At 59.0% G+C, this 24,004-nt stretch carries 24 protein-coding genes; 10 read left to right on the plus strand and 14 right to left on the minus strand.

From position 1 onward, the window contains the following. Window positions 1–20: 20 nt before the first annotated feature. Together murJ and VGM18_21050 are read right to left on the minus strand one after the other, a co-directional pair. Entirely contained in the window at window positions 21–1,718 is a 1,698-nt protein-coding gene (gene murJ, locus VGM18_21045; protein ID HEY3975499.1) for a murein biosynthesis integral membrane protein MurJ, read from the minus strand. 78 nt (window positions 1,719–1,796) lie between these two features. Then, window positions 1,797–2,753: a hypothetical protein gene (locus tag VGM18_21050; GenBank protein ID HEY3975500.1), complete on the minus strand. Its 957-nt coding sequence runs from the start codon at window positions 2,751–2,753 to the stop codon at window positions 1,797–1,799. Between the two features lie 159 nt (window positions 2,754–2,912). Between VGM18_21050 and VGM18_21055 the strand changes: the two genes are divergently transcribed. Genes VGM18_21055 through VGM18_21070 form a run of 4 tightly spaced genes read left to right on the plus strand, consistent with a single transcriptional unit; the run spans window position 2,913 to window position 6,442 of the window. Beyond that, window positions 2,913–4,652 (plus strand): hydantoinase B/oxoprolinase family protein, encoded by a 1,740-nt coding sequence (locus VGM18_21055; protein HEY3975501.1) that lies wholly within the window; start codon window positions 2,913–2,915, stop codon window positions 4,650–4,652. 37 nt (window positions 4,653–4,689) lie between these two features. Continuing rightward, window positions 4,690–5,037 carry a DUF3566 domain-containing protein gene (locus VGM18_21060; protein ID HEY3975502.1) on the plus strand — a complete coding sequence of 116 codons (348 nt, stop codon included), beginning with the start codon at window positions 4,690–4,692 and terminating at the stop codon, window positions 5,035–5,037. A gap of 14 nt (window positions 5,038–5,051) precedes the next feature. Further along, window positions 5,052–5,897, plus strand: coding sequence for a hypothetical protein (locus VGM18_21065; protein ID HEY3975503.1), 846 nt, complete (start codon window positions 5,052–5,054; stop codon window positions 5,895–5,897). Further along, window positions 5,894–6,442, plus strand: coding sequence for a DUF1572 family protein (locus VGM18_21070; GenBank protein ID HEY3975504.1), 549 nt, complete (start codon window positions 5,894–5,896; stop codon window positions 6,440–6,442). The genes VGM18_21065 and VGM18_21070 overlap by 4 nt, the downstream gene beginning before the upstream one ends. On the opposite strand, the gene VGM18_21075 is transcribed toward VGM18_21070, so the two are convergent. Further along, on the minus strand, window positions 6,439–7,248 hold the full coding sequence (locus VGM18_21075; GenBank protein HEY3975505.1) for a hypothetical protein: 810 nt from the start codon (window positions 7,246–7,248) through the stop codon (window positions 6,439–6,441). The two genes, VGM18_21070 and VGM18_21075, sit on opposite strands and share 4 nt — an antisense overlap. Before the next feature lie 283 nt (window positions 7,249–7,531). Between VGM18_21075 and tdh the strand changes: the two genes are divergently transcribed. From tdh to VGM18_21090, 3 genes are all read left to right on the plus strand, one after another. After that, on the plus strand, window positions 7,532–8,599 hold the full coding sequence (gene tdh / locus VGM18_21080; GenBank protein ID HEY3975506.1) for an L-threonine 3-dehydrogenase: 1,068 nt from the start codon (window positions 7,532–7,534) through the stop codon (window positions 8,597–8,599). Between the two features lie 89 nt (window positions 8,600–8,688). Further along, window positions 8,689–9,165 carry a hypothetical protein gene (locus VGM18_21085; protein ID HEY3975507.1) on the plus strand — a complete coding sequence of 159 codons (477 nt, stop codon included), beginning with the start codon at window positions 8,689–8,691 and terminating at the stop codon, window positions 9,163–9,165. A 171-nt stretch (window positions 9,166–9,336) separates the two neighbouring features. Next, a complete protein-coding gene (locus VGM18_21090; GenBank protein ID HEY3975508.1) occupies window positions 9,337–10,548 on the plus strand; it encodes a glycine C-acetyltransferase in 1,212 nt (403 codons plus the stop codon). Window positions 10,549–10,623: 75 nt separating this feature from the next. Here VGM18_21090 and VGM18_21095 read toward each other — a convergent pair whose 3' ends face one another. From VGM18_21095 to VGM18_21130, 8 genes are all read right to left on the minus strand, one after another. Next, entirely contained in the window at window positions 10,624–11,961 is a 1,338-nt protein-coding gene (locus tag VGM18_21095) for a dihydroorotase (GenBank protein HEY3975509.1), read from the minus strand. 114 nt (window positions 11,962–12,075) lie between these two features. After that, the gene (locus VGM18_21100; protein HEY3975510.1) at window positions 12,076–12,990 is read right to left on the minus strand and encodes an aspartate carbamoyltransferase catalytic subunit; all 915 of its coding nucleotides are present in this window, start codon (window positions 12,988–12,990) and stop codon (window positions 12,076–12,078) included. 110 nt (window positions 12,991–13,100) lie between these two features. Next, window positions 13,101–13,772, minus strand: a complete 672-nt coding sequence (locus VGM18_21105; GenBank protein ID HEY3975511.1) for a hypothetical protein — start codon at window positions 13,770–13,772, stop codon at window positions 13,101–13,103. A gap of 173 nt (window positions 13,773–13,945) precedes the next feature. Beyond that, window positions 13,946–14,515 carry a hypothetical protein gene (locus VGM18_21110; GenBank protein ID HEY3975512.1) on the minus strand — a complete coding sequence of 190 codons (570 nt, stop codon included), beginning with the start codon at window positions 14,513–14,515 and terminating at the stop codon, window positions 13,946–13,948. Window positions 14,516–14,537: 22 nt separating this feature from the next. Continuing rightward, a complete protein-coding gene (locus VGM18_21115) occupies window positions 14,538–15,131 on the minus strand; it encodes a hypothetical protein (GenBank protein ID HEY3975513.1) in 594 nt (197 codons plus the stop codon). A 16-nt stretch (window positions 15,132–15,147) separates the two neighbouring features. Continuing rightward, on the minus strand, window positions 15,148–17,019 hold the full coding sequence (locus VGM18_21120) for a glycoside hydrolase family 3 N-terminal domain-containing protein (protein HEY3975514.1): 1,872 nt from the start codon (window positions 17,017–17,019) through the stop codon (window positions 15,148–15,150). A 54-nt stretch (window positions 17,020–17,073) separates the two neighbouring features. Then, window positions 17,074–18,051, minus strand: coding sequence for a tRNA (adenosine(37)-N6)-dimethylallyltransferase MiaA (gene miaA / locus VGM18_21125; protein HEY3975515.1), 978 nt, complete (start codon window positions 18,049–18,051; stop codon window positions 17,074–17,076). 2 nt (window positions 18,052–18,053) lie between these two features. Continuing rightward, window positions 18,054–18,203, minus strand: coding sequence for a hypothetical protein (locus VGM18_21130; protein HEY3975516.1), 150 nt, complete (start codon window positions 18,201–18,203; stop codon window positions 18,054–18,056). Between the two features lie 167 nt (window positions 18,204–18,370). On the opposite strand from VGM18_21130, the gene VGM18_21135 reads away from it, so the two are divergent. Both VGM18_21135 and VGM18_21140 read left to right on the plus strand, forming a co-directional pair. Further along, window positions 18,371–19,252, plus strand: coding sequence for a transcriptional regulator (locus VGM18_21135; GenBank protein HEY3975517.1), 882 nt, complete (start codon window positions 18,371–18,373; stop codon window positions 19,250–19,252). Between the two features lie 159 nt (window positions 19,253–19,411). Further along, on the plus strand, window positions 19,412–20,218 hold the full coding sequence (locus VGM18_21140) for a DUF4097 family beta strand repeat-containing protein (protein ID HEY3975518.1): 807 nt from the start codon (window positions 19,412–19,414) through the stop codon (window positions 20,216–20,218). A 179-nt stretch (window positions 20,219–20,397) separates the two neighbouring features. On the opposite strand, the gene VGM18_21145 is transcribed toward VGM18_21140, so the two are convergent. Together VGM18_21145 and VGM18_21150 are read right to left on the minus strand one after the other, a co-directional pair. Beyond that, window positions 20,398–21,501, minus strand: coding sequence for a TonB family protein (locus tag VGM18_21145; protein ID HEY3975519.1), 1,104 nt, complete (start codon window positions 21,499–21,501; stop codon window positions 20,398–20,400). A gap of 338 nt (window positions 21,502–21,839) precedes the next feature. Then, window positions 21,840–22,829 carry a Gfo/Idh/MocA family oxidoreductase gene (locus VGM18_21150; protein HEY3975520.1) on the minus strand — a complete coding sequence of 330 codons (990 nt, stop codon included), beginning with the start codon at window positions 22,827–22,829 and terminating at the stop codon, window positions 21,840–21,842. Between the two features lie 241 nt (window positions 22,830–23,070). Between VGM18_21150 and VGM18_21155 the strand changes: the two genes are divergently transcribed. Then, window positions 23,071–23,400, plus strand: coding sequence for a DMT family protein (locus VGM18_21155; GenBank protein HEY3975521.1), 330 nt, complete (start codon window positions 23,071–23,073; stop codon window positions 23,398–23,400). Between the two features lie 113 nt (window positions 23,401–23,513). Here VGM18_21155 and VGM18_21160 read toward each other — a convergent pair whose 3' ends face one another. Next, a complete protein-coding gene (locus VGM18_21160; GenBank protein ID HEY3975522.1) occupies window positions 23,514–24,002 on the minus strand; it encodes a DinB family protein in 489 nt (162 codons plus the stop codon). Between the last annotated feature and the right edge of the window lie 2 nt (window positions 24,003–24,004).

Below are 24,004 nucleotides of genomic sequence, written 5' to 3' on the forward strand. Positions count from 1 at the left end.
AGCGACCAACGACTGTGATTCTACGGTTCTCTCCCCGCGTCCGAAATTTCCTTGCTCGCTCCCTGCGCTACCACGGGATACACCGCGCCCTTGCGCCGCCGCAAATCCCCGGGCAGCTCCGAGCGCACCATCCACAATCCTGCCGCTGCTGCTGCCGCCCAGGTAATCGACACCAGTCCTAGCTGCATCAGATCGGCCACGCGGCTTCCGCGCCCCATGGTCGATAGCGGCACGACCTTCGCCACTTCGAAGCTGATCCCGCCTGCCGCTACGGCCACAATCGCCGCTTTCCCCAACTCGCCCCACCGTAATCCATTCAGCGGAACCAGCTTCTTGTAATGCAGGAGCAATGCCAGCGCCAACAGATTCACGCCAATCCCAATGTCCGACGCCCACGCCAGTCCGACCACTCCGAACGTATGAAACAGAAATGAGTACATCGGCAGCGACGCCGCGGTGATAATCGTGACCGCTACCATTGGGGTCAGCGTATCGCCAGCGGCGTAAAACGCGCGCGCATAAAGCCCCTGTGCCGCCCACAATGCCAGTGAGAGCGAAAACCAGAAAAAATAAACTGCGCTGGTCTGCGTGTCGACGAAAAGAAATTTGCCGCGCCGGTAGACCAGATCGATCAGCGGAAGCGCGGCCACCATCATCAGGCCGGACGCCAACAGCGACGCCGCAGCCACGCGGTAGACAGAATCGTTCACTGTCACCGCAAATTCCTTCAGCTTTTTCTCATTAAACAGTCGCGCAAAAAAAGGCAGCGACGCCTGCCCCGTCGCCTGCCCCAACACGGCGATCGGAACGGCGAACAACCGCTTCGCAAAAGTCAGGCGGGTAATATCGCCAACACCGCTGGCGGCGTAGTGCCGCAGGATCCAGTCGTCCGCCGCCACTAGCGATACCCCCAGCATCAGCGGCACCGATAACTTCACCCACTCCAGAAATGCAGAATTCGTCACATCGAACGACGGCTTATAACCCGTCCCGATCCGCGCCGCCCCAATCACGCTGGCCAGGAACGGTCCGGCAAAACTTCCCACCAAGGCCCCATAGGCCAGTGAAGCGACTCCGAAATGACGCCCGCCCACCACTCCGCCGAGAATGATGAACGCGTTATAAACGATCGGCCCGAAAGCGGGAAACAGAAACAGTCGATGCGAGAGCAGCACCGCCGATACCACTCCCCCGACATAAAAAAAGATCTGCGCCGGCAGCAGAATGCGCGTCAGGTGAATGCAGAGTTCGATCTCCCGCGGCGAAAAACCTGCGTGCTTGCTCGAAGGCCCAAACATCCAGCTCACGAACTGGGGCGTGAAAATCTCGGTGATAATCGTTCCTGCGATCAACACTGCGGTCATTACCGTGATGATGATGGAAAAAGTTTTCTGGGCATCGGCGTCGCGCTTCTCGGCGAGAAAGCGCGTATAGATCGAGATAAATGTGATGGAGGCTGAGCCCCCGGCGACAATGTAGTTCAGAAAGTCCGGCAGAGTGAATGCCGCCACATAAGCGTCGGTGGCCCCGCCCGCACCGTAGGCGTAGGCGATATAGGCATCGCGCGCGTAGCCGATGACGCGCGATAACATGACGGCCGAAATCAACAGCAGCGTCGCGGAGAAGGCCGTGTGTTGATGCGAGGGGCGAAACAGCCGGAAGAGCCGCGCCACTCGACTGAGCCGTTCGCCGCCGGCCATGTCCGCAGAATTCGCCATGCAACCGGGATTCTACACGCAAAGCGAAGTGCTGCCGGTTACGCCGCGTGGTTCCGAAATCCGTTCGGGCTGACGAGTTCACCGTCCCGCCGGAACCCAGACCCTGCCCGCCGAAACCAGGTCCGCATTCGGAACCTCGGTCGAGAGCTTGACCTGCTGGAATCCCGCCTTCCTGGGTGGCTTGGCAAGAAACGTCAGGAAATATTGATGGCCCAGGCGACGCTCCACATCCTGCAAATAAGGACCAAACGATACGGCCGGGCCGTTAAAGCCGATGTAATAGGCTTCGCCACCGGTTTTCTCCGCCAGTTCCGAAAGATAAATCTGTCCCCAATAGGTCTGCCAGTAGCTGTGTCCGAAGTGCCCGGCGCCAGGGTTATAAATCGCGGAAACAAGAATCCCAGCGCGCACCGCATCGTCAATCGCGGTTTGCAGGTAGGGATCCTGCACATCGCCACTGCCGTAGTAACGATCGATGCCATCGCTGATCATCACGACTTCACGTCGCGCCAGGCTGGCGGGCCAGCGTTTCACCAGATCGCTCAGAGAAAAGTAGGGGCTGCCGTTCACCCCACTCTCTCCCAGTGGAAGCCGCAGCTTTTTTGCCGCCTGCGAATGATCGTCCGTCAGATCCTGTTCGATCATGGCGGTCCCGTCGCGCATGTAGGCAACGCCAATTTTCGTCGTCGCGGGCTGCGCATTGATAAAGCGGCGAATATCCTCTAACTGCGTTCCCAGGCTGCCGCTGCCCGACCCATCATCCAGCAATACAAATAACTCCAGCGCCGCGCGATCGCCCTGCGCCGGAACCCACTCCGTCACTTTATCCCGGTCATGTCCTTCATATACCCTCACGTCTTCTTGATTGATCGCGGGTGGGGTGTCGCCGTGGCGAGGCTCAACCGTGACCACCATGTGCGCCGGAACCCCGCCGGTCGCTGACGCTTCCTGCGCCAGTGCACTTGCAAGGCCGAATAGACTCAAGCCCAAACCAAAAACCGAGATCAAGACAGGTATTTCATAACGTTTGTTCATCGAAAAGCTCCTTTCAACGAACGCTTCCTGCCTTCCGCGGAAGGAGTACACGCTCTTATCTCCATTGGATGCGGATCGTCTCGAGAGCGGAGCCGATGAGGGAGTGCGCGCCTGAATAGGAATGGGCAGCCAGCCTCCCATTGCAGTACACTGCGCCTCATGCGGCGCGATCCCGTAGAGCTGGAAATCTTCAAGAATGTGTATCACTCCATTGCCGAAGAGATGGGTGCGGCGCTGCGGCGCACGGCGTTTTCTCCCAACATCAAGGAGCGACGCGATTACTCGTGCGCCGTCTTCGACGGTGCGGGCGAGGTGATCGCGATGGGAGACCACATGCCGGTGCACCTGGGGTCAATGCCAATGTCGGTGCGGGCGGCGATGGATGCGGCCGCGATGGAAGCGGGGGATGTGGTCATGCTGAACGATCCGTTTCGCGGGGGCACGCATTTGCCGGACATCACACTGGTGGCGCCGGTTTATGTGGATCGGGAAAAAACCTCAGGTTTCGAAAAAGCAGCGAGACGTAGAGCGCCCAGATCTGTGAAGCCCGATTTTTATGTGGCTTCGCGGGCGCATCATGCCGATGTGGGCGGGGCTTATCCAGGATCGATGGGGCTGTGTCGCGAGATCTATCAGGAGGGCGTGCGCATTCCGCCGGTGAAATTAATGCGGTCTGGAGAGATGAATCGTGATGTGCTCGCCATGCTGCTCAATAATGTGCGCACTCCGCAGGAACGCGAAGGCGACCTGGGAGCGCAAATTGCGGCCTGTCATATCGGCGATGAACGCCTGCGGGAAATTTGCATGCGTTATGGAATTGAACGGTCGCGGCGTGCGGGGGACGATCTGCTGGATTATTCCGAGGAGTTGATGCGGGCGTTTTTATTGCGGGCGCCGGCGGGGCGATACCGGGCGGAGGATTTTCTGGATGGAGATGGGATAAGCGACCGGCCGGTGAAGATCGCGGTGACGGTGACAGTTCATCGATCTGGCGGGAAGCGACGGCAAGGTGCCCCTTCGGCAGGCTCAGGGCAAGCTGTCGCGACAGCCGGCGGGGACGCCGGCGCTACGAGACGCGAGCGCGGTCGTTTGCGGGGCGCGGGCAATAACTACATCGTCACGGTGGATTTCACTGGCAGCGACCCGCAGGTTCTGGGCAGCATCAATGCTGTGGCGGCAATCACATATTCTGCGTGCTTCTATGTTTTTCGCTGCCTGCTGGCGGAGGACGTACCGGCCGCGGCGGGGCTAATGCGGCCGATCGAGGTGATCGCGCCCGAGGGAACCATCGTGAATGCGCGGCCGCCGGCGGCTGTTGCGGGGGGGAATGTCGAAACTTCGCAGCGCATCGTCGACGTGTTGCTGCGGGCATTGGCGGAGGCGATTCCGGACCGCATTCCAGCCGCGGCTTCGGGGACGATGAACAATCTGACAATCGGCGGAATCGATCCGCGCACGGGCGAACCCTTCGCCTACTACGAAACCGTGGCGGGAGGAATGGGTGCGCGGCCGGGCAAGGCGGGCGTTTCGGGCGTGCACACGCACATGACGAATTCCCTGAACACTCCGGCGGAGGCGCTGGAGTATGGGTATCCGCTGCGGGTGCGGCGATATTCTTTGCGCGCGAAAAGCGGCGGAGAAGGAAAGTTTCGCGGCGGCGACGGCATTGTGCGCGAGATTGAAGTGCTCACCGATTGCGAGGTTACGCTGCTGGCCGATCGCCGCTCGCGCGGACCATGGGGACTCGGAGGCGCAGCGGATGGTTCGCCGGGGAAGGCGTTCATCACACGCAGGGATGAAACGGTCGAACAGATGCCGGGAAAATTCAGCACGCGACTGGGCAAGGGCGAACGCATCAGAATTGAGACTCCCGGCGGCGGGGGATGGGGTCGAGAATAGTGCAGCGGGACTCTTGAAACTTGGAACGGAGAAACGTATGCATATCGTCAAATCGGTCGGAGTCATGTCGGTCGCAAAAATCATGGGCTTGACTTACGGCTGTCTTGGACTGATCTTTGCGCCGATTTTTGTGCTCCTCGGATTACTGGGGTCGTTCGCTGGGAGCCAGGACAAGATTCCATTTGCCGGGATTTTCGGAGTCGGCTTCGCAATCTTCATGCCGATCTTCTACGGTGTGATGGGATTTATCATGGGAGCGATTGGCGCTTTGCTCTACAATCTCATCGCAAAATGGGTTGGCGGTTTTGAAATTGAGCTTACATTGCAACCGGCGGGCGTTGTGGCGCCGTACGCGATGGTTCCCCCGCCAACACCTGGCGTCTGATCTCATCCATATCCATGCAATTGATGCACGAAAGCGAAGTGCCAATAACGGCGCGGGACCGCGTCTACCGGGCTTCACGACTCTATGCTGTGTTGTTCGCCGGGGCCGGTCTTGCCCTAAGCGCGGTCTTGATTTGGCCACACGGGCGTCGCACGCCCCTGCCTTTCTTCGGCGGAGCGCTTCTGCTGGCTATCCTGCTGCTGCATCGGTTCGTTACAGCGCGGTTTCATCCATCGAACTGGCTGGTACGGATGGGCGATCAAGGCGTATTCCTCCACTTCCGTTCGTATCTAAACGACGAGCTCTCGGCGGATGATCCGACGGTCGTCTTTCTGCCCTTCGGAGAAATTCGTTCCGCACGTTTGGTGAAGGAGAAAGTTACGACGCCGGATCTAGTGAAGCAAAACGCATCCACTACTCGAACCGTGCGCTGGATCGAATTCGAACTCGGCATTGACCCTGCGCCGTTAGCGGACGCGCTGGCCACGGAGTGCGGGCGTCCGGCGGTGCCAGTGAAACGCTGGTATGGGGATTCGTCCACTCTCTATCTGGACTATCCCGTGCTGATGCAAGTACCGCCTTTCCTGCGGATAAAGTGGCAGGTGGTGCCGGGGGCGAAGGCGTTTCTCAATGCCATACGGTCGTATGTGGAAATTGCGCCCGAGGTAAAGATCGCCGCGGATTTCTCCGACCCGCACCGACTCTCTGATGAGCAAAAGCACACGCGTCTGCACGATCTTGACCAGCGTGGGGAAACCATCGTCGCGACTTACCTGGCCATGCGGCTTTATGGTTACGATCTGACCGAAGCGACGAATTTCGTGAAAGGGTTGCGGGTAGCGGAAGGACAGAAGCGATGAGGGAATTGGCGGCTCACTATCTTGACGAAGCGCGTCGGCAGATGCGCGGACACAAGCGCATGGCGGAAGGCGCGATGGCGCAGTTGCGGGATGAAGATTTTTTCGTCACGCTCGACCCGGAGTCGAACTCCGTTTCCATATTGGTGAAGCATCTCGCCGGGAATATGCGTTCGCGTTTCACCGACTTTCTCACGACTGACGGCGAGAAGCCGGACCGCTTTCGCGACCGTGAATTCGAAATCACCGGAGTCACGACGCGGTCCCATGTTATGCAGTGGTGGGAGGAAGGCTGGGCCTGCCTCTTCGCGGCGATCGAGGCGCTCAAGCCTGAGGATGTAACGCGCACGGTGACGATTCGCGGCGAGCCGCACACTGTGCTGCAAGCCATCAATCGGCAGATTGCACACTATGCGGCGCATATCGGGCAAATTGTATTTCTGGCGAAGCACTTGCGGTCCAGCCAATGGTCGACGCTTTCCATTCCGCGCGGAAAGTCTGAAGAGTTCAAGAGGGCGCCGCCGAAACCGCATGGTCCTGCGAGTTAGTGCCTTTCTGCCGCTTCCTCTTTCGCCTTCGACCAGACGGGAGCGACCAGTTCGGTGCGCCACATCGGGCCGCTCATATAGGACAGGGTTTCCGATTTTACGAAGGTTGGGGACTCGCCGCCGAGAATCCAGATGTGCGAGTCGGGCGGCTGTTTTCCGAGCCATGGCGCCACTAGTCCGGCGATCCCTCCGATGTCGACTTTAATCGTGTAATGCAGAGCTTCACGGCTGGCGCCTGCCAGCCAAAACGGATCCTTGCCGGCGCCGCTAATCTTCAGTTTCACCAGACGCGGCTTAGGCGTGGCCACCAGCATCGACACTTCGTGCGGTGGAGGATTGTCCCCTAAGTTTTTCAGCAGTGTGACCACCAGCCCGTTAGCGAGGTCGGGCGGCAGCTTGACACGCTCGTTGATCGTTTTCTCTTTGCCGTCGTCATCGGTGTACTGCACTGAAACTTGCCCCGTGGCAGTGGCGATGGAAACTTCAGTTGCATTATGAAAGGCTGGGCCCTTCTGCAACAGGTGATAACTGATCAGCCGAAAATCTCCGCGCTGAGAAAAGATGGCGGTCTCTTCCTGGCGCGAGCCGTCTTTGAAATGATAGATGAGGCGGCTGGTGATTTGATTGCCGTTGGGGACCTGGAGGAGATCGCCCTGTGCTATAGGAGTGCCATCGAGCGTGCTCAGCACAAGAAAGCCGTGAAGCAGTCCTTCCTTGTAATGCACGGCAACGGGTGACGCCGGGACTGATGCGCCGGAAAGAATGTAGGTGCAGATCACCAAAATCGCAATTGACCGAGCGCTCACGAAGTCTAACCTCCAGCGGAAATACGTTAGGTGCTTCGATGCGGTTGTCGGGGTCACGGTTTGTGGGCAGAGTCCATATAGATTTGGTAAGGCGCGGGGTCGATTGAACATGGGAGATCCTTCGCTTCGCCGGAAAAACGATTCCGCCCAGGATGACACGCGGATAGAAAGCTAGACCGCGTTCATCTGGCTAGGGCGAGGCTAACGGGGTTCGCGGTGCTAGAATTATGTGTTTTGTGTTTGATCCGATTTTGGCCGATTCCTGATGTCATAGGTGGCGAGAATGGCAGGGGCAGCGACAGATCGAACAATGCTGGCGGTGGTGAAGCCGGAAGCGGCGGCGGGCGCGGAAGTTCGCGAGGTGAAGATTCCCGCCTTCGGACGAAACGACGTGCTGGTGAAAGTAAAGGTCGCGTCGATTTGCGGCACCGATCTGCACATCTATAACTGGGACCGCTGGGCGCAGAAGCGCATTCATCCGCCGCTGATTCCGGGGCACGAATTCTGCGGAGAAGTGGCGGCGTTCGGCGACGAGGTCACCAGCGTGAAGGAAGGCGACTTCGTCTCTGCGGAAATGCATGTGGCCTGCGGCAAATGCCTGCAATGCCGTACCGGCGAAGCACACATTTGCCAGAATGTGAAAATCATCGGGGTCGACGCCGACGGTGCGTTTGCCGAGTATGTGGTGATTCCGGAATCGAACATCTGGAAACTCGATCCCGCGATTCCGCTCGATTACGCATCGATTCTCGATCCGCTGGGCAATGCCGTTCACACGGTATTGGCTGGGGAGATTGCGGCCAAGAGCGTAGCAGTGACCGGATGCGGGCCGATCGGGCTATTTTCGATTGCTGTCGCAAAGGCGGTGGGTGCAACTTCGGTCTTCGCCATTGAAGTGAACGAGCATCGCGCGAAGATTGCGCGGGAGATGAAGGCCGACTACGTTCTTAATCCGGCGAAAGAAAACGTGAATGCAATCGTGATGGAGAAGACCGGCGGACTGGGCGTGGACGTCGTGCTGGAAATGGCCGGGCATCCGGATTCGATTCGCACGGCCTTTGATATCGTGCGGCGCGGCGGAAGAATTTCTTTGCTCGGTCTGACGTCGAAGCCGATCTCGCTGAATTTTTCCGAAGACATCATCTTCAAGGGCATTACTGTACAGGGCATCAACGGCCGCCGCATGTATCAGACGTGGTATCAGATGACCGCGCTGCTCAAGAGCGGGAAACTCGATTTGCATCCGGTGATTACGGATCGTATTCCCATGAAAGACTTCGGGAAAGCGATGGAGCGGCTGAAGACCGGCGAGGCCAGCAAGATTCTGGTGTATCCGAACGGTGTACGGTGATGACGACGGGCAAAATTCTTAGCCACGGATTTTCACGGATTAACACGGATCTTAAAGCTTAATGGCTGTTCGATTCGGGTCAGGAACAAATGAGTCTCGACGCATTCGTACGCTGCACGTGCATCCGCGATGGCCGGGCGAAGCCGCATCCGCTTCCTGATCGGTTTATGTGGGATGAGGCAGGATCGCCTTCGCTCAACGGAGATCCCAGCGATGAAGAGTGGGATGCGCATGATCGCTGGTTGCAGGAATCATGCGAGCATGAGGGCTTTCTGGTTTCGGAGAGCTTGGGCAATATTACGCGGGCGCAGAATATCCGGGAGTTTCTGCGCGGCCTGCAGGGCGATCCCGGCCCCAAGTTTCCGATCCTGCTGAAGAAAGTTGTCTATGACGGTACGCACACGGGCGACTGGCTCCCCGTCGACAAATCGCCCGCGCTGCTGCGGGAAGTGGATTTGGTACTGGCATCGCGCGACATTTTGACCGATGGCGAAAAAGAATTCTTCGACAGTATGAAGCGGCTGTGCGAGGCCAGCATCGCGACGGGGAATCCGATTATGTTTTGAAGGCAAAAGCTTCCGACAGATGTTCGTCATTTTGAGCGAAGCGAAATCTGCGCATTGGCGGTGGTAACGAAGATGCAGAGATCCTTCGGGCAGAGGACGCCCTCAGGATGACGGGAATACTTAGGTCCTCCCTTATCCGTTTGAATCCGTATTGATCCGTGGCGAGGTTTCATGACTGCAACCCGCACCAACCCGCTCTCTTATCTCAGCGACCAGCTCAACGAACTCAAGGCCAAGGGCACGCACTTCAAGCTGCGCGTGCTTGATGACGAGCAGGCGCCCGTCTGCACGTTTGACGGGAAGAAAGTCATCAACCTGGCTTCGAACAATTATCTGGGGCTGACAACGCATCCCAAGCTGCGCGAGGCGGCGCTGGAGGCGACGCGAAAATTCGGTGTGGGATCGGGCGCGGTGCGCACGATTGCCGGGACGATGAAGATCCACATGGAACTGGAGGAGAAGATTGCGCGCTTCAAAAATGTCGAGGCGTGCGTCGTTTTTCAGTCGGGTTTTGCGGCCAATGCCGGCACGGTGTCGGCGGTGCTGGGCAAAGACGATTTCATTATCTCCGACGCGCTGAACCACGCGTCGATCATCGACGGCGCGCGGCTGTCGAAGGCGAAGATTCTCGTGTTCCGCCACAAAGACATCGCGCACGCGGAAGAACAACTCGCCAGCATCAAGGACCAATCGGGCAAGAAGCTGCTGATTACCGACGGAGTTTTCTCAATGGATGGCGACATTGGTCCGCTGCCCGCGCTGTGCGATCTAGCAGAAAAGTACGGCGCCATCATGATGGTCGATGACGCGCACGCTTCCGGAGTATTGGGACGCAATGGGCGGGGCACGATCGATCACTTCGGCATGCACGGGCGCGTGGACATTCAGGTGGGAACTCTGTCGAAGGCGATTGGCGCACTCGGCGGCTACGTATGCGGGACGCGCGATCTGATCGATTTTCTGTATCACCGGGCGCGGCCATTTCTGTTTTCGACGTCGCATCCGCCGTCGGTGGCGGCCACGTGCATCGCGGCCTTCGACGTTCTTGAAAACGAACCCGAGCGTATGGAAAAACTGTGGGAGAACACGCGCTTCTGGAAGAAAGAACTCGGGGCTCTGGGCTTCGACATTGGCGGGCGCACAACTCCGGCCAGCGAAACTCCGATCACACCAATCATCATCGGCGACGGCAAACTCACCATGGAATTCTCACGCGCATTATTTAACGAAGGCGTCCTAGGAACCGGGATCGCATTCCCGACCGTGCCGGAGGGCAAGGCGCGCATCCGCACCATCATGACGGCGACGCATACGCAGGAAGAGTTGGAGCGAGCGCTGGAAGTGCTGAAGACCGCCGGGAAGCGGATGGGGATTTTGAGCTAAAGCGACGAAACGCAAGGCAAGCTTCGCTCGGCCAGCCCGGGTCAGAGACCGGGGCCCCCACAAGCAGCGGTCACGTCAATCTGCGCGATAAACAAGCTTGCCGCCCACAATCGTTGCCGCGACCTTCCCAGTGAACTGCCAGCCGTCAAACGGAGTGTTGTGCGACAACGAGCGCGACTTGGCGGCTTCGAAGGTCCAGCGCTTCTTAGGATCGAAGATGGTTACGTCGGCAATGCTGTCGCGTACCAGCGTTCCGCGCCGGGGCAGGTCGAATACTCGGGCTGGTCCGGCGGTGAAAAGTTCGACGATACGTGTCAGCGGAATTTTGTGTTTGCGATGGAGCTTCGTGATCGCCAAGGCCAGCGCGGTTTCTAGCCCGGTAATGCCGAAGCTGGCGCGCTCGAACTCAACCTGCTTTTCGTGTAGGGCGTGTGGGGCGTGGTCAGTGGCAATCGCATCCACCGTACCGTCTGCGAGCGCAACCAGAATCGCTTCCAGATCGGTCGCCGAGCGCAACGGAGGATTCATCTTGTAGTTGGTGTCGTATTCTCCGACGTTTTCGTCGATCAGAGTGAAATGATGCGGCGTGACTTCGCAGGTCACTCTACCAGCGGCACGAGCGCCATTCACGCCCCGCTTACCGCGGCGGACGGCCTTGAGCGCGTCGGCGGTGGAAAGATGAGCGACGTGCAAACGCGATTCGCGAATCTGCTGCGCCAGTGTGACATCACGATCGACAATGGCGGCTTCAGCCGACGCGGGCATAGCTCGCAGACCCAGGCGGAAGCTCGTAGGGCCGGCGTGCATGGACGCGTTTTCGGTGAGACGCGTATCTTCGGCGTGCTGCACGACGGGGAAATTCAGTTCCGCGCCGAGGCGAAGCGCCATTCGCATCACGTCGTCGTCGAGAATGGGCTTGCCATCGTCGGTAACAGCGATCGCTCCCGCGCGCTGTAAGGCGGCGAAATCGGTGAGCGTTCCTCCCTTGCTGCCGCGCGTTGCGGCGGCGATGGGAAAAACATTGACCACGGCCGCTCGTTCTGGATGGCGCAGCCACGCGACCCACTCCGGCGTGTCGACCACGGGCGCGGTGTTGGGCATGGTGCAGACGGACGTGAATCCTCCGACAGCAGCGGCAGCGGTACCCGTGGCAATGGTTTCTTTGTAGCTCTGGCCAGGTTCGCGCAAGTGAACGTGCAGGTCGATGAATCCGGGAGCGACGATGAGCCCCCGGGCGTCAAATCTTTCGTCCGCTCCACCGCGACTTTTGTTTGGCAGGGCGATTTCGGCGACGCGGCCATCGCGCAGCAGGACGTCCATCGGCGCATTGATTTTCGCCGCCGGGTCGATGAGATGGCCGCCTTTGATCAGCAGGCTGGAGGCGTCTCGCTTTTGGCTCTTAGCGTTCAGCATTCAAATCCGGTCTTAGTCTTTGCGGTCTTAGGAAAACGACGGCGGTCGAAGGTAGCAGCCACAACCCAAGACCTAAGGGCCAAGACCTGTTCCCGTTCGGCGACGATCCGTGGCTCATTTCCCTTTTCCTAGCGCCCGTACGAGGATTGCCATGCGCGTGGGCACGCCGTTGTGAACCTCGTCCACGATCACGGAATGCGGGCCGTCGGCGACTTCGGCGGTCAATTCGAGGCCGCGGATAATCGGACCCGGATGCATCACAATGGCGTCGCGCTTGGCCAGTTTCAGGCGCGCTGCCGTCATCTGGTATCTTGCAATATAGTCCGGCAGGCGGATCTTCCGACCGGCCAGGCGTTCTTTTTGAACGCGCAGCAGCATAACGACGTCGGTACCGCGCAAGGCGTCTTCGATGTGGCGCGTGATTCGCAGCCCGGATGCGAGCGTGGAGGCGACATCGGGCACGAACTCGGGCGGGCCGCAGAGCGTAAGCTTCACTCCGAACTTAGTCAACAGATGGCAGGCGCTGCGGGCGACGCGGCTGTGAAAAATATCGCCGATGATCGTGGCTTGCAGTCCTTTGAGCGACTTCTTGTGCTTCAGAATGGTGAAGGCATCGAGCAGCGCCTGCGACGGATGCTCGTGCATGCCGTCGCCGGCGTTAATGACGGGAATGTCGAGATGCCGCGCCATCAAGTGCGGCGCTCCCGCTGACGGGTGGCGGATGACGATGCAATCCGCCCCAATCGCGCGCAGGGTATAGCCGGTATCGATAAGCGACTCGCCTTTTTCGATGCTCGACCCGGAGGACTGCACCAGCGTGGTCATCGCGCCCAAAGATTTTGCGGCAAATTCGAACGATGAGCGCGTGCGGGTCGAGGCTTCGTAAAAAAGAAGCACGACGCGCTTGCCACGCAGCTGCGGGCGGGGTTTCTGCGGGTTCATGCGGCGCGCGAGTTTGAGCAGGCCCAGGATTTCATTCGCGTCGAGATGTTCAATCCCGAGCAGCGAGCCGCGTGCGGGCTTATTCATGGCTTGAAAATCGTTCACGTCTTGAAAATCTTTAAGATCAAGAACGGTGCATCATACGCGGGAGCGCGGGCGGCTGCAAGGGCTGCACTTCGCGCAGGTCCCGATGTCCCCTAATTTCGACCTCGGCGGCCCAGGACCGCTCCGCCTAAAGCTCCGCCGACGGTTCCGAGGAGCAAAAAAAACACGAGCGCGAAAATCAATAGAAACAACATCATCGAAATAAGGCCGGCAGGAGAGCGCATGAATTCGAGGCCGGGCTGGAGCTGCGGATCGGGATTGCGCACCGCTGTCTGTTGAACGATATCGAGCAGAAATTGTCGAATCTCAGGGACTTTGTGTAGTGCAAGCACACGCAGAGCTTCAAGGATTGTAGCGATTCCGAAAGAAAAAAGACCGCAGAGTGCGCCCAGGCGCGCGCCGGCTCCGGCGGCAACCACAATTCCGGGACCGCGGCGAAGATAAAACGCAACCGCGAGAAATCCCGCTCCGGGTACAGCAATGATGGGGGACACAAGTTGCAGCACCATGACTGCCGCTGCTACCAGTGCCGCCAGCGCACAAGGCTTAACCGCTTCAGACCACTGCGCGGGAACGGCGAGGACCGGGACCGTCTTCGAAGCCGGCAGATCATCGAAGTCACTCGCCTCCACGCCGACAGCGAAGGCGCGGGACTCCGGCGCCGGCTCTGCGAGCACAACGCGAATCTGTGGCGCGGCGCAGTAAGGGCAGAAGGGAATACCTTGTTCCACTGCCTGTCCACACTTATAGCAAGGCTGTTCCATCGCAGATTCGAGAAGGGCGTGTCTTTTTAAGTATCGCACGTCGCGGGAGACGGCGAAGAATGCGAACGAGAGTCGATTACCGTTGCCGATTGCAGCCTTCAGACTGTGGATTGAAGATTGAAGATTTCACGATAAAGTCTCCGCCTCGCGCTTTTCCTCAAAAATGCTGCCCGCTAGATGTCTCCGCGTTTGCCGTGGGTATACAGGTAGACGAGAGCGAAGGTTGATCCTTTGCCGGCGTCGCGAGGTTCGACGGCCACCACGTGCTGATTATCTTCAGTGCCAACCTTCAATTCTGTGACCGGGCCGGAGTTCTGATCGCACTTCAATTCTTTGCTGCCTTTGGAATCTTTGTCGTCGTCGTTCACGTCGACATTGCCGCCGTGTTTCTGCGAATGACATTCCAGCACTTTGCCGTATTTTTTCAGCTTATCGCGATAGAAATCGACGATCTTCGCCGGGCTGTCGTCGGACTCGTAGCTGGCGACCACCAGCTTGAATCCGAAGGCTTCGGTGAAGAGACTGAGATTGGCAGGGGTGCTGTCTTTATCGTCGGTCTTAAGGCGGGCGCCGGGATAGAGCGGGAGGCCAATCTTCTTCGCATCGCCGTCGCCGCCGACATGCAGGTCGCCGGCGGAGCTTTGGATGTCGACATTCGTGTTCTGACTGCCGGAATCCTGCGAGAAGGCCGAGATAGTAAGAACGGCAAGCAAAACGAAAGCGAGCCAGAAATAACGAAACATGATTTCCTCCAGCAAGAAACAACTAGATATCCGCCTCTTTACCATGCGTGCGGACGTATACCAGCGAGAAGCTTGAACCCTTTCCTTCGGGCTCGACGGCTACGATGTGCTGGTTTTCTTTCGTGCCAACTTTCAATTCGACGTTGCTGCCAGTGGACCCTTCGCAGGTCAGTTCGTGCGATTGGTGACCGGAATCCTTGAAGTCAGAGTTCACGTCCATATGTTCGGTGCGGCATTCAAGCACGTTGCCGTATTTCTTAAGTTGATCTTTGTAATAGGCGATTAGTTTGGCTGGGGCATCGTCGGAGTGATACTGGAGAGCGACTACTCTTAGCCCAAAGCCGAAGCTGGAAATATTCACGTTGGCGCTCTTGTCGTTGCCTTCGTGATCGTCTTGCTTGAGGCTTGCGCCCGGATAAAGCGCAAGTCCAACGTCTGCGGGGTCGGCGCCCTTGCTCACATGAATGCCACCGACCGGAGTGCGGATGTCCACTTTCTTGTCTTCGCCATTCGCCTCCTTCCGCACGTTCACGCTGCAAGCGGGCAGCAGTACGAGGGCGATGGACGCGCAGCCTAACGCCAGCGCACCCACAAGTTGAACCTCAGTTTTGCGCATCCCAGTTCTGAACATCTCAGTTCTGAACATGTCGATCTACTCCTTTCCCACTGGCGACTTGGGCCGGACGTTCCATGCCGGTACCGCGCTGGGCAACGTTGGGAATCGTGACGGGGAGATGCCCGCGAATCGAAATCTCGCCGAAGAGCGCTTTGACCGCCCCCAGTTCCGAGACGCTCGCGTTGGAAAATGTGCACATGTAGTTCTCGATCTTGGGGAAATCGCTGGCCAGGTACGGATTCCCCATCGCAATCACCATCGTCTTTTCCGCGGCATGGTCGAGTAATTGTTGCAGCAGTGTGCCGGTGGCATCCGCCATAGCGACCGAGTTTCCGATCTTCCCCGCGGTCGGAATCACATAGACGGCTGCGATCACAGTTTGTGCCTCATCCACTGCCTTCAAAACCTCGTCGCTCATTCCGGCGGCAACGCGCGGATCCACATAGATCACGCGCGCGTCCGGGATGCGGGCGCGAAACTCCCGTCCAAAAGCGCGGCCGGATTCGGTGCGCATGTCGTCCGAAAAAATAACGGCCAGCGTCTGGTTATGGGTCTCCTCTCTGGTCATATACGGAAGGCCAGTCTTGCCGGTTCCCTTGGATTTCAGGGGAAGCACCTTGCCGTTGTCGCGAACCAGGGTGATGGCACTGTCGGCAACCAGTTGGCCAAACGTGATATTTTCCGGCCTTCCGATGGTCGTTGCGATCGCCCCGGGATCGACCGTGCGCGTCTTGTTCAGGCCCAGGCTGCCCTTTATTTTCAGAATCTTGAGAACGGAATGATCGAGACGCTGCCGCGAAATTTCGCCTGATCGCACGGCCTTCAGCATGGACTCATAAGAGGCTCCGAGATCGGCAGGGATGATCAGCAGGTCGTTGCCTGCCTTGAAGGCCTCTACGGCGGCGCGTCCGATATCGTTGGCGAAAAGATGAGTCAGGCCGGCCATATCGAGAGCGTCGGTCACGATGAGGCCTTTGAATTCCATCTGTTTTTCGAGCAGATCGCTGACCACCGCCGGCGAAATTGAGGCCACATGATTGGGATCGGAATCGAGCGCCGGGACGGTGACGTGCGCGATCATCACGGAGTCGACGCCGGCGGCGATCGCCTGCCGAAAAGGCGGAAGTTCGATCGAATCGAGATGCGCGCGGTCGCCGTTCACGCTGGCCACGCCCAGATGCGAGTCGGTGGCGGTATCGCCGTGGCCGGGAAAGTGCTTCACCGTGGTCAACATTCCGCCCTCATGCGCTCCCTTGATATAGGCGGCGACCAGGTCGCCGACTTGTTTGGGATCTTCGCCAAAAGATCGCGTGTTGATAATCGGGTTGGCGGGATTCGAGTTGACGTCGGCGTCGGGAAAAAAATTCCAGTGCACGCCGATGGCGCGGGCTTCCTGCGCGGTAATGCGGCCGAAGTTCTCGGCGTCTTCAATTTTGCCATCGGCGCCGAACGCCATGGCGTGCGGAAAATTCGCGGTCCCCATCAGGCGCGTGGCGACGCCGCGCTCGAAGTCGGCGGCAAACAGCAAGGGCAGCTTCGATTCCTTCTGTAGGCGATTGAGCAGTTCGGCAGCCTCGTAGGGCTCGGTGCGAAGCAGAAACGGGCCGTCGACGTGCACCGACATGGCGAACGAGCCCACGTGATATTTCTGCATGTCCGCCAGCCATTGCAGATACTCGGGATTCTGCATGTTGAGAAAACCGGCGCGGCACCAGATCATGAAGACCTGCCCGATTTTTTCTTCCAGCGTGAGTTGACGTAGCGTTTTCTCCGCCCACTTGTCACCGCGCGTGGGATTGATGGGGCCCGGGTGCTTGCTTTTGTCCTTAGCAAAGGCAGGGAGAACTAGCGTCAGGGTAAGAATGAGGGCTGGAACGATTCGGGACATGGGGGAACGATAGCAGAAAGTCCGGCTTCCAGCGCTCGGCTACCGGCTTCCGAATCACATCTCATTTTCAATGCGAGTGATGGCTGCTTCAATGCGAGAGATGGCTGCGCGCTGCATCTCCACATCTTCTCCGAAGCCCTTCAGCCATGTGACTGCCGGCTCGCGGCGGAACCATGTCAGCTGGCGCTTGGCGTAGTTGCGGTGGGCTTGCTGGGCAGCTTGGAGGGCTTGCTCGCGGATAAGTTCGCCGCGCAGGAATTGGACCGCCTGCTTGTAGCCAAGTGATGCCAGCGGGCTTGCCGCTAAGCCGTATTTGTTCAGCAACGTCTGCGTTTCTTCGACCAGGCCGGCTTCGAACATTCGGCTGGCCCGCAGGTTGATCCGTTCGTAGAGCTCGGCGCGATCCGGATCAAGCCCTAGCCGTAGAATTCGAAAACCCTTTAATGGATCACGACCCTGCTGCCAGAGTTCAGACATTTTCTCTCGCGACGCGAGGCAGACTTCGATTGCGCGGATCAGCTTTGGCGCGTCGTTGGCGTGGATTTTTTCGGAGGTCGCGCGATCAAGGCGCTGCAGCACACCGTGCAGATGATTTGGGCCGCGCCTTGCCGCGCTTGCGCGCAGGCGATCGCGCAACCCTTCCGAGCGTTGCGGACCAGGGAAAAGTCCTTCGAGCAATGCGCGCAAATATAGCCCGGTGCCGCCGACCACAATGGGCAAGTGCCCGCGCAGCTTGATTTCCATTAGCACGTGCCGTGCCTGGCGCGCGTATTCGCCCGCCGTCATATATTGCGTGGGATCGACGAAATCGAACAGATGATGAGGCGTGCGCTTTCGCTCATCAGCGGTGGGCTTGGCCGTCCCGATATCGAACCCGCGGTACATCGCCAACGAATCGCAGTTGACGATCTCGCCGTTGAACTTCCGGGCGAGCGAAAGGGACAAAGCCGTCTTCCCACTGGCGGTCGGACCGACGATCACGACCAGCAGCGGCTCTGCCTGAATAGATGCGGCAATCGGCTCCGCACCCACGTTCAGCGCAGGCTCCAGTGAATGTCATGCCAGTACCGAACCAGGGTGAGAATCAGCAGGATGAATGCGATTACGAGCAGCCCGGTGGTTTCCGACGTATAGACTGCATGGCGGCGATGCTTGCGATCGTCCTGGGGAGGGGTATCGGGCACCGTGACATTGTAGCTCCGCCAGAGCCAGGAAATGCTCGCGTAGACCCGAACGCATTCGTTCGGGACCGATGCTGCGACTCGCCGGGTCTCTGCCGAACCCGGGGCGGACGAATGCGTCCGCCCCTGCGCGATTCCCGCGGTGCTAAACTACGGCGTCGCCATCGCTCATGCCTGTTCCACAAAATCACAGCCGCGTCGCGCGCTTTGGAGTTTTCGAACTCGACCTGAGCGCTGGCGAATTGCGCAGGAGCGGAGTTAAGTTGCGTCTGCAAGGGCAGCCGTTCCAGGTGCTGGCGGTGCTGCTCGAACGTGCCGGGGAGGTCGTAACGCGCGAGGAGTTGCAACAAAGGCTGTGGCCCTCTGATACCTTCGTCGACTTCGACCACAGCCTGAACACAGCCATCAACAAAGTGCGCGAGGCGCTGGGCGACTCCGCCTCCAGCCCGCGCTATGTCGAAACTTTGGCTCGCCGCGGATACCGCTTTATCGCTCCGGTCCAGATTCCCGACGGCGGGCACACTTCGGGTGCAACTTCTTCGGGACACGGCGCGGTCGCAACTATCGTGCGTCCCGCGATAGCCTCGTCCGATCCGCCTGTCTCGATTCATCCCGAACTCGAAGTTCCCATCCCGCGCCGCGCCATTACCCGCGGCCTGTTCGCGCTGATTCAATTGATGTATCTCGCGTTCTATCTGAGCGCCCTATTTCGCATTCACGATGTCCAGGCCGTCGCAGACTTGATTCTTCCGGGTTGGGCCGCGACGACACTCGCCGCCGCGGTGATGGTGACGGCTGGCATCGGCATCCCGCTGCGCTGCTGGTTGATGTCGGCAGTGGGATTCGACTATCAGCGGCTCGGCGAGAAATTCCGCCAGATTTTTCCCTTCGTGCTGGCGCTGGACCAGTTGTGGGCCGTCGCTCCGTTTCTCTTGATCCAAGAGATTGGACTGGGAGCAGCCTTCGCGGTCAGCGCGGCCCTGCTATACCTGCCGTTCTCAGAGCGCACGTTGATTCGCATGGCATATCTCCCTTCTCAGAATCGAGGTTAGATTTCTTCACGTCTGCGCTTTTTTTGGAACCAACCTCACCGATGCCGCGTAACTACGTCTATCAGCTTGGGCGAAGTGCGCCCCGCCCGGGGATGGGACGAGAACAAGATCTGACGAAGAAGATTGAACCAGAAGAAGCACGCACGAAATGAGGCTCTTATGACACCTGCTGCCGTGAAGCGCCTGTTACTCGCCGTAGTGGCCGTCGCCATCGTCACCAACCTCCCCGCTTACGCCGACGAGTGGTCGAAGACCTACACCCTGAGCGGCAAGCCCGACCTGCGGATCGACACGTCGGACGCAAACATTCGCGTAACGACTTGGGATCAGAACACGATTGAAGCCAAGGTCATCACCAGCCATTACAAGATCGGCGATGGCGGCATCCGCGTCGAGGAGCATCAGACGGGCGACTCGGTCGACATTGAAGTGCGCTACCCGCACCACGGCCTCACCATCGATTGGGGCCAGCATCGCGTAGACATCGTCATCCAGATGCCGCGTGAGGGCCGGGTCGACTTGAAGACTGGCGATGGCAAAATCGACCTCGCCGGATTGAAGGGCGAGATGGAGTTGCATAGCGGCGACGGCTCGGAGAACCTGGAAGACGTTGACGGCAAACTGCACGCCTCGACTGGCGATGGCCACATCACGGCCCGTGGCCGCTTCGACGAACTCGAAGTAAAAACCGGCGACGGACACCTCGAAGTGCGCGCGACACAGGGCTCTACGCTGGCCTCAGGCTGGCGGCTTGAGACCGGCGACGGCAACGTTTCCCTTGAGATTTCCCCGGAACTCACGGCCGACGTGAGCCTGCACACGAGCGACGGCCATATCGATCTCGACATGCCGATTACCACGGAGGGCGCGATTCGCCAGAATGAGGTTCATGGCAAACTCAACGGCGGCGGCAACCAACTCACAATCCGCACCGGGGATGGATCGATTCATTTGCGGAAAGGCTGACTTCGGGCCGGGGCGCCAGACTTCAGGATTCGTATCGCCATTTAACACATGAAACACGCAGCCCCGACACATTCGTCCGGGGGCCTTATCATCACGGACTGCATGTGCTGGCGGACGAATGCGTCCGCCGCCACGTTGTTCTCATTTAGGCGAAGGATCGAAAAACGGACTCCCGCCGATTACTGCAAATCCGACTTGTCGGGGTTGTAATAGAAGCGAAAGCGCAGCGCCAGATACGGGCCAGTAAATTCTGTGGGCAGCGGCGGAAACGGATTAGAAGCGGAAATGCCCGCCCAGGCGGCGCGATCCAGAGCCACATCCCCGGACGGAAATGTTAACCGCATGTCCGCCACTTTGCCGTCTTTGGTGATGGCAAACTCGATCTGCAACTTCCCCTTCTTCATCTCGGCGGATTCTGGAATCGCCTGATACCAGTGTTCGCGGACTTCCTGCAAAATGCGCTGCAAGTACGGTCCGAAGTCGACGCCCTGCGTATCGCTGAGCACTTCGAGATTGCCCAATTGCCGGCCGTGTGCACCCGTGCCCAGGCCAAAGTCGCCTTCCTGTCCTCCGCCACCTCCGCGGCGGGCGGCGGCTGCTTCGGTCGCCTGCTGAATCGCGGAGCCTGCGCTCATACCGGTGCCGAACTTGGCAAACTCGTTGGGCCGGGCCGGAGTCTGCAACTGCGCCGTCTGATCGCTCTGGAATTGCGGACGCTGCGCCTGCTGCTGTCCCGGCTGCGGAGCCGGTTGCTGATTCTGCGACACTGCTGGCGGCGGCTGTGCCGGTTGCGCCGCGCGTGGAGCAGACAGTCCTGGGGCGCCGGGAGGCGGCGTCGCCAGAATTTTTCGCAATTCCTTCGGATCGAGCTCGGGATGCCGCGAAGTTGCGATGCGGTCCTTGTCGGACGCAATGTTTGTATTCGGCCGACGTGGAGCTTTCTGTAAATCCGGCGGAAGCTCAAGGTACGTCAAATTATTGTTCTTATTCGCATTCAGCGGCACGGCGACCGCCGTATGCCAGCCGATTGATTTCTGGATCCAGTCCAGATGCCACAATCCGATGAACAACAGCAGGTGGACAATGATCGACAGCCATAGCGCCTCGCGCTTGCGCGACCGTTGCAGATCGTCCTGCAATTGGATGAGCAGGTGCGGCACGCGCGCGTCCAGATCACGGTATGCGGTTTCCCAATCCTGAGTGTCGTAAAGCCCGAGCTGTTCTGGTTGCGGCTTTTCGGGCGGAGCCACCGGGTCCTGGAATGGAATTTGAGTGATCGGCATGCGCTGGGGCTCAACTGCAAAACTCAACTGCAAAGCCTAACCATTAGGTTAGCTGTATTCGCCTGTCTTTAGACACCGAATACAGTCACGGCGTTGCATCCGGCCTCCAGGAAGTAACGCAAGGGTGCGCGCGCGCTTTTACAACCAAGTTATCTCTATTTTCGCATCTTTCGCGTCATTCTGCTCACCAACAAATCAGATGCGTCCTAGGCATGTAAACATATGTAAATTGTCGTTTTTGGTGGGATAGAAAACTCATGTGGGGACAGCCGCCTCGGCTGTCCGGCGCCGGCGAAGCCGCGCCGGCCCGCGTCGATTTTTCTTAGTAACGAATACTCTCAGAGCTTCGCCGACGCAATCCCGGCGAGATTCACTTTCTTCCCGTGATCGCGAATCGCCGCCACAATCTCGAGTGCGAGCGCCAGCGCGCGGCGCCCGTCCTCGAGCGGAACTTGCGGGCTGGAACGCTCGCGCACGGCGCGCAAGAACGACTTCAGTTCCGCGTGCAGCGGCTCTTCAGAAGCCACCGGAGGCTTGCTCACTCCTATCTGAGGATTCGCCGAAGGAGTTCCCTCTGCCGCTCCATCCTGCCCGACGGTGAAGACCAGAACTTCCTGGCGTCCATAATCGAGAGAAATATACTGCCGCGGCTGAAAAAATCGCAGCTTGCGCACGCGCTCGGTGGAGACTCGGCTGGCGGTGAAGTTGGCGACGCAGCCCGATTCCAGTTCCAGGCGCACATTGGCAATGTCCACCTTGCCCGACAAGATCGGCAGACCGACGGCGCGAACTTCCTTGACCGGCGACTTGGCAAACGCCAGCACAATATCGAGATCGTGGATCATGAGATCAAGCACCACATCCACATCCAGCGATCGCGGAGTAAATACACTCAGCCGGTGGACTTCGAAAAACATAGGCTGCGTCAGCAGCGGAATCGTAGCGCGCACCGCAGGATTGAAACGTTCAAGGTGACCGACCTGCGCAATCCGTTTGTGCCTGGCGGCGAGTGCGACGAGTTCGTCGGCCTCGGCCAGAGTTGTCGCCAGCGGCTTTTCGATCAGAACGTCGACGCCAGCCTTCATCAGTTCGCTGGCCACGCTCAGGTGATGCACGGTCGGCGACGCCACCGACGCGGCTTGCAACTCGCTATGCGTGGTCAACATCTGGTGCACCGAGCCGAAGCCCTTGCAGCCAAACTCCCGGGCCACCTCATCGGCGCGATTCACATCGCTATCCACCACTCCCAGCAGCCGGACCGGTTCCCCTTGTTGTTCGAGTTCCTTGTAAACTCGGGCATGATTGCGTCCAAAAACGCCCACGCCCACGACGGCGACGGAAACGGAATTGTGCGACGGCTGATCTTGCGATGACAGAAGAAATTCCCGCTGGCCGGTTGCCGGAACGAAATTGTAAACGGAAACCAGGGAAAGAGCATCACTGGTGCGATATAACGTTCACGGCTACGATCTCAGGCTTAACGGCCGCGGCGCGGTACCCAAACTGCATAGCGGCGCCCCTGAGCGGATAGCTTTTGTAACCGCGACCCAGAAAGGACTCCCTCGCCCCATGAGGACGATCGCACTGCTCACTATCTCCAACATCTTTATGACGTTCGCCTGGTATGGACATCTGAAATATCGCGAGGTGCCGCTCTACAAGGTGATTGTGATCAGCTGGCTGATCGCCTTCTTCGAATACTGCTTTCAGGTCCCAGCCAACCGCATCGGTTCATACGAATTCACCGCGGCGCAATTGAAGACCATCCAGGAGGTCATCACTCTGACGGTCTTCGCCGCCTTCTCGGTCCTGTACCTGAAGCAACCGCTGCGCTGGAATTACCTGGCCGGCTTCGCGCTGATCGTGGCTGCGGTGGCGGTGATCTTCAAAAAGTGGTGAAGCGAAGATGGAGCCTTGAGTGTTAGGTCTTGGGTTTCGCTCTTCGTTACTATCTGAGTCTGACGTATGAAGTCCGAGGTCCGACGCCGAACGCCTGACGCCGATCCTAAGACCTACCGCCCCAAAACCTTCTTCAGAACCGCAATCTGTCCCGCATGATAAAGCTCATGCTGCGCGATCCCATGCAGCATGTGATAGAAGTCATAGCGCTTGCCGGGAACGCGATCTCGCAGCCGTGAGTCGGGCAGAGCGGCGACTGTTTTGACGAGAGCATCGTGCGTGCGCTTCGCCGCGGCGACCGCCTTGCGCCAGGCAGCCTCTCTCGCTGCCGGCGCCGGCGGAAAGTTTGCCACTCCCGCCGGCTGACATTTCTCGCCACTAAGCCTCCGTGCCCCGGCGGCGTCCCACACTGCAATGTGCAAGACCAGTTCCCAGATGCTGTGAACTTCAGGCAGAGGCTTGGCAGCCGCACTGGCAGCGTCGACGTCCTCCAACAGTTCGAGCAAGGCCGGCCCGTGCCACGCGCTGCCGTAGAAGGCGCGCTGAAGCTGGTCGGCGATGCGGCTGGCTTCGGATTGCATTTGTGCCTGCTTCGATCTCATCG

Source organism: Candidatus Sulfotelmatobacter sp. (assembly GCA_036500765.1).
GTDB lineage: Bacteria > Acidobacteriota > Terriglobia > Terriglobales > Acidobacteriaceae > Sulfotelmatobacter.

Coding starts and splice junctions, on each gene's coding strand:
- VGM18_21155 (HEY3975521.1), top strand. CDS start 23,071: ATGAGGACGATCGCACTGCTCACTATCTCCAACATCTTTATGACGTTC.
- VGM18_21140 (HEY3975518.1), top strand. CDS start 19,412: ATGACACCTGCTGCCGTGAAGCGCCTGTTACTCGCCGTAGTGGCCGTC.
- VGM18_21090 (HEY3975508.1), top strand. CDS start 9,337: ATGACTGCAACCCGCACCAACCCGCTCTCTTATCTCAGCGACCAGCTC.
- VGM18_21050 (HEY3975500.1), bottom strand. CDS start 2,753: ATGAACAAACGTTATGAAATACCTGTCTTGATCTCGGTTTTTGGTTTG.
- VGM18_21120 (HEY3975514.1), bottom strand. CDS start 17,019: ATGTCCCGAATCGTTCCAGCCCTCATTCTTACCCTGACGCTAGTTCTC.
- VGM18_21070 (HEY3975504.1), top strand. CDS start 5,894: ATGAGGGAATTGGCGGCTCACTATCTTGACGAAGCGCGTCGGCAGATG.
- VGM18_21100 (HEY3975510.1), bottom strand. CDS start 12,990: ATGAATAAGCCCGCACGCGGCTCGCTGCTCGGGATTGAACATCTCGAC.
- tdh (HEY3975506.1), top strand. CDS start 7,532: ATGGCAGGGGCAGCGACAGATCGAACAATGCTGGCGGTGGTGAAGCCG.
- VGM18_21110 (HEY3975512.1), bottom strand. CDS start 14,515: ATGTTTCGTTATTTCTGGCTCGCTTTCGTTTTGCTTGCCGTTCTTACT.
- VGM18_21105 (HEY3975511.1), bottom strand. CDS start 13,772: ATGGAACAGCCTTGCTATAAGTGTGGACAGGCAGTGGAACAAGGTATT.
- VGM18_21060 (HEY3975502.1), top strand. CDS start 4,690: ATGCATATCGTCAAATCGGTCGGAGTCATGTCGGTCGCAAAAATCATG.
- VGM18_21095 (HEY3975509.1), bottom strand. CDS start 11,961: ATGCTGAACGCTAAGAGCCAAAAGCGAGACGCCTCCAGCCTGCTGATC.
- VGM18_21055 (HEY3975501.1), top strand. CDS start 2,913: ATGCGGCGCGATCCCGTAGAGCTGGAAATCTTCAAGAATGTGTATCAC.
- VGM18_21085 (HEY3975507.1), top strand. CDS start 8,689: ATGAGTCTCGACGCATTCGTACGCTGCACGTGCATCCGCGATGGCCGG.
- VGM18_21135 (HEY3975517.1), top strand. CDS start 18,371: ATGCCTGTTCCACAAAATCACAGCCGCGTCGCGCGCTTTGGAGTTTTC.
- murJ (HEY3975499.1), bottom strand. CDS start 1,718: ATGGCGAATTCTGCGGACATGGCCGGCGGCGAACGGCTCAGTCGAGTG.
- VGM18_21145 (HEY3975519.1), bottom strand. CDS start 21,501: ATGCCGATCACTCAAATTCCATTCCAGGACCCGGTGGCTCCGCCCGAA.
- VGM18_21065 (HEY3975503.1), top strand. CDS start 5,052: ATGCAATTGATGCACGAAAGCGAAGTGCCAATAACGGCGCGGGACCGC.
- VGM18_21115 (HEY3975513.1), bottom strand. CDS start 15,131: ATGCGCAAAACTGAGGTTCAACTTGTGGGTGCGCTGGCGTTAGGCTGC.
- VGM18_21160 (HEY3975522.1), bottom strand. CDS start 24,002: ATGAGATCGAAGCAGGCACAAATGCAATCCGAAGCCAGCCGCATCGCC.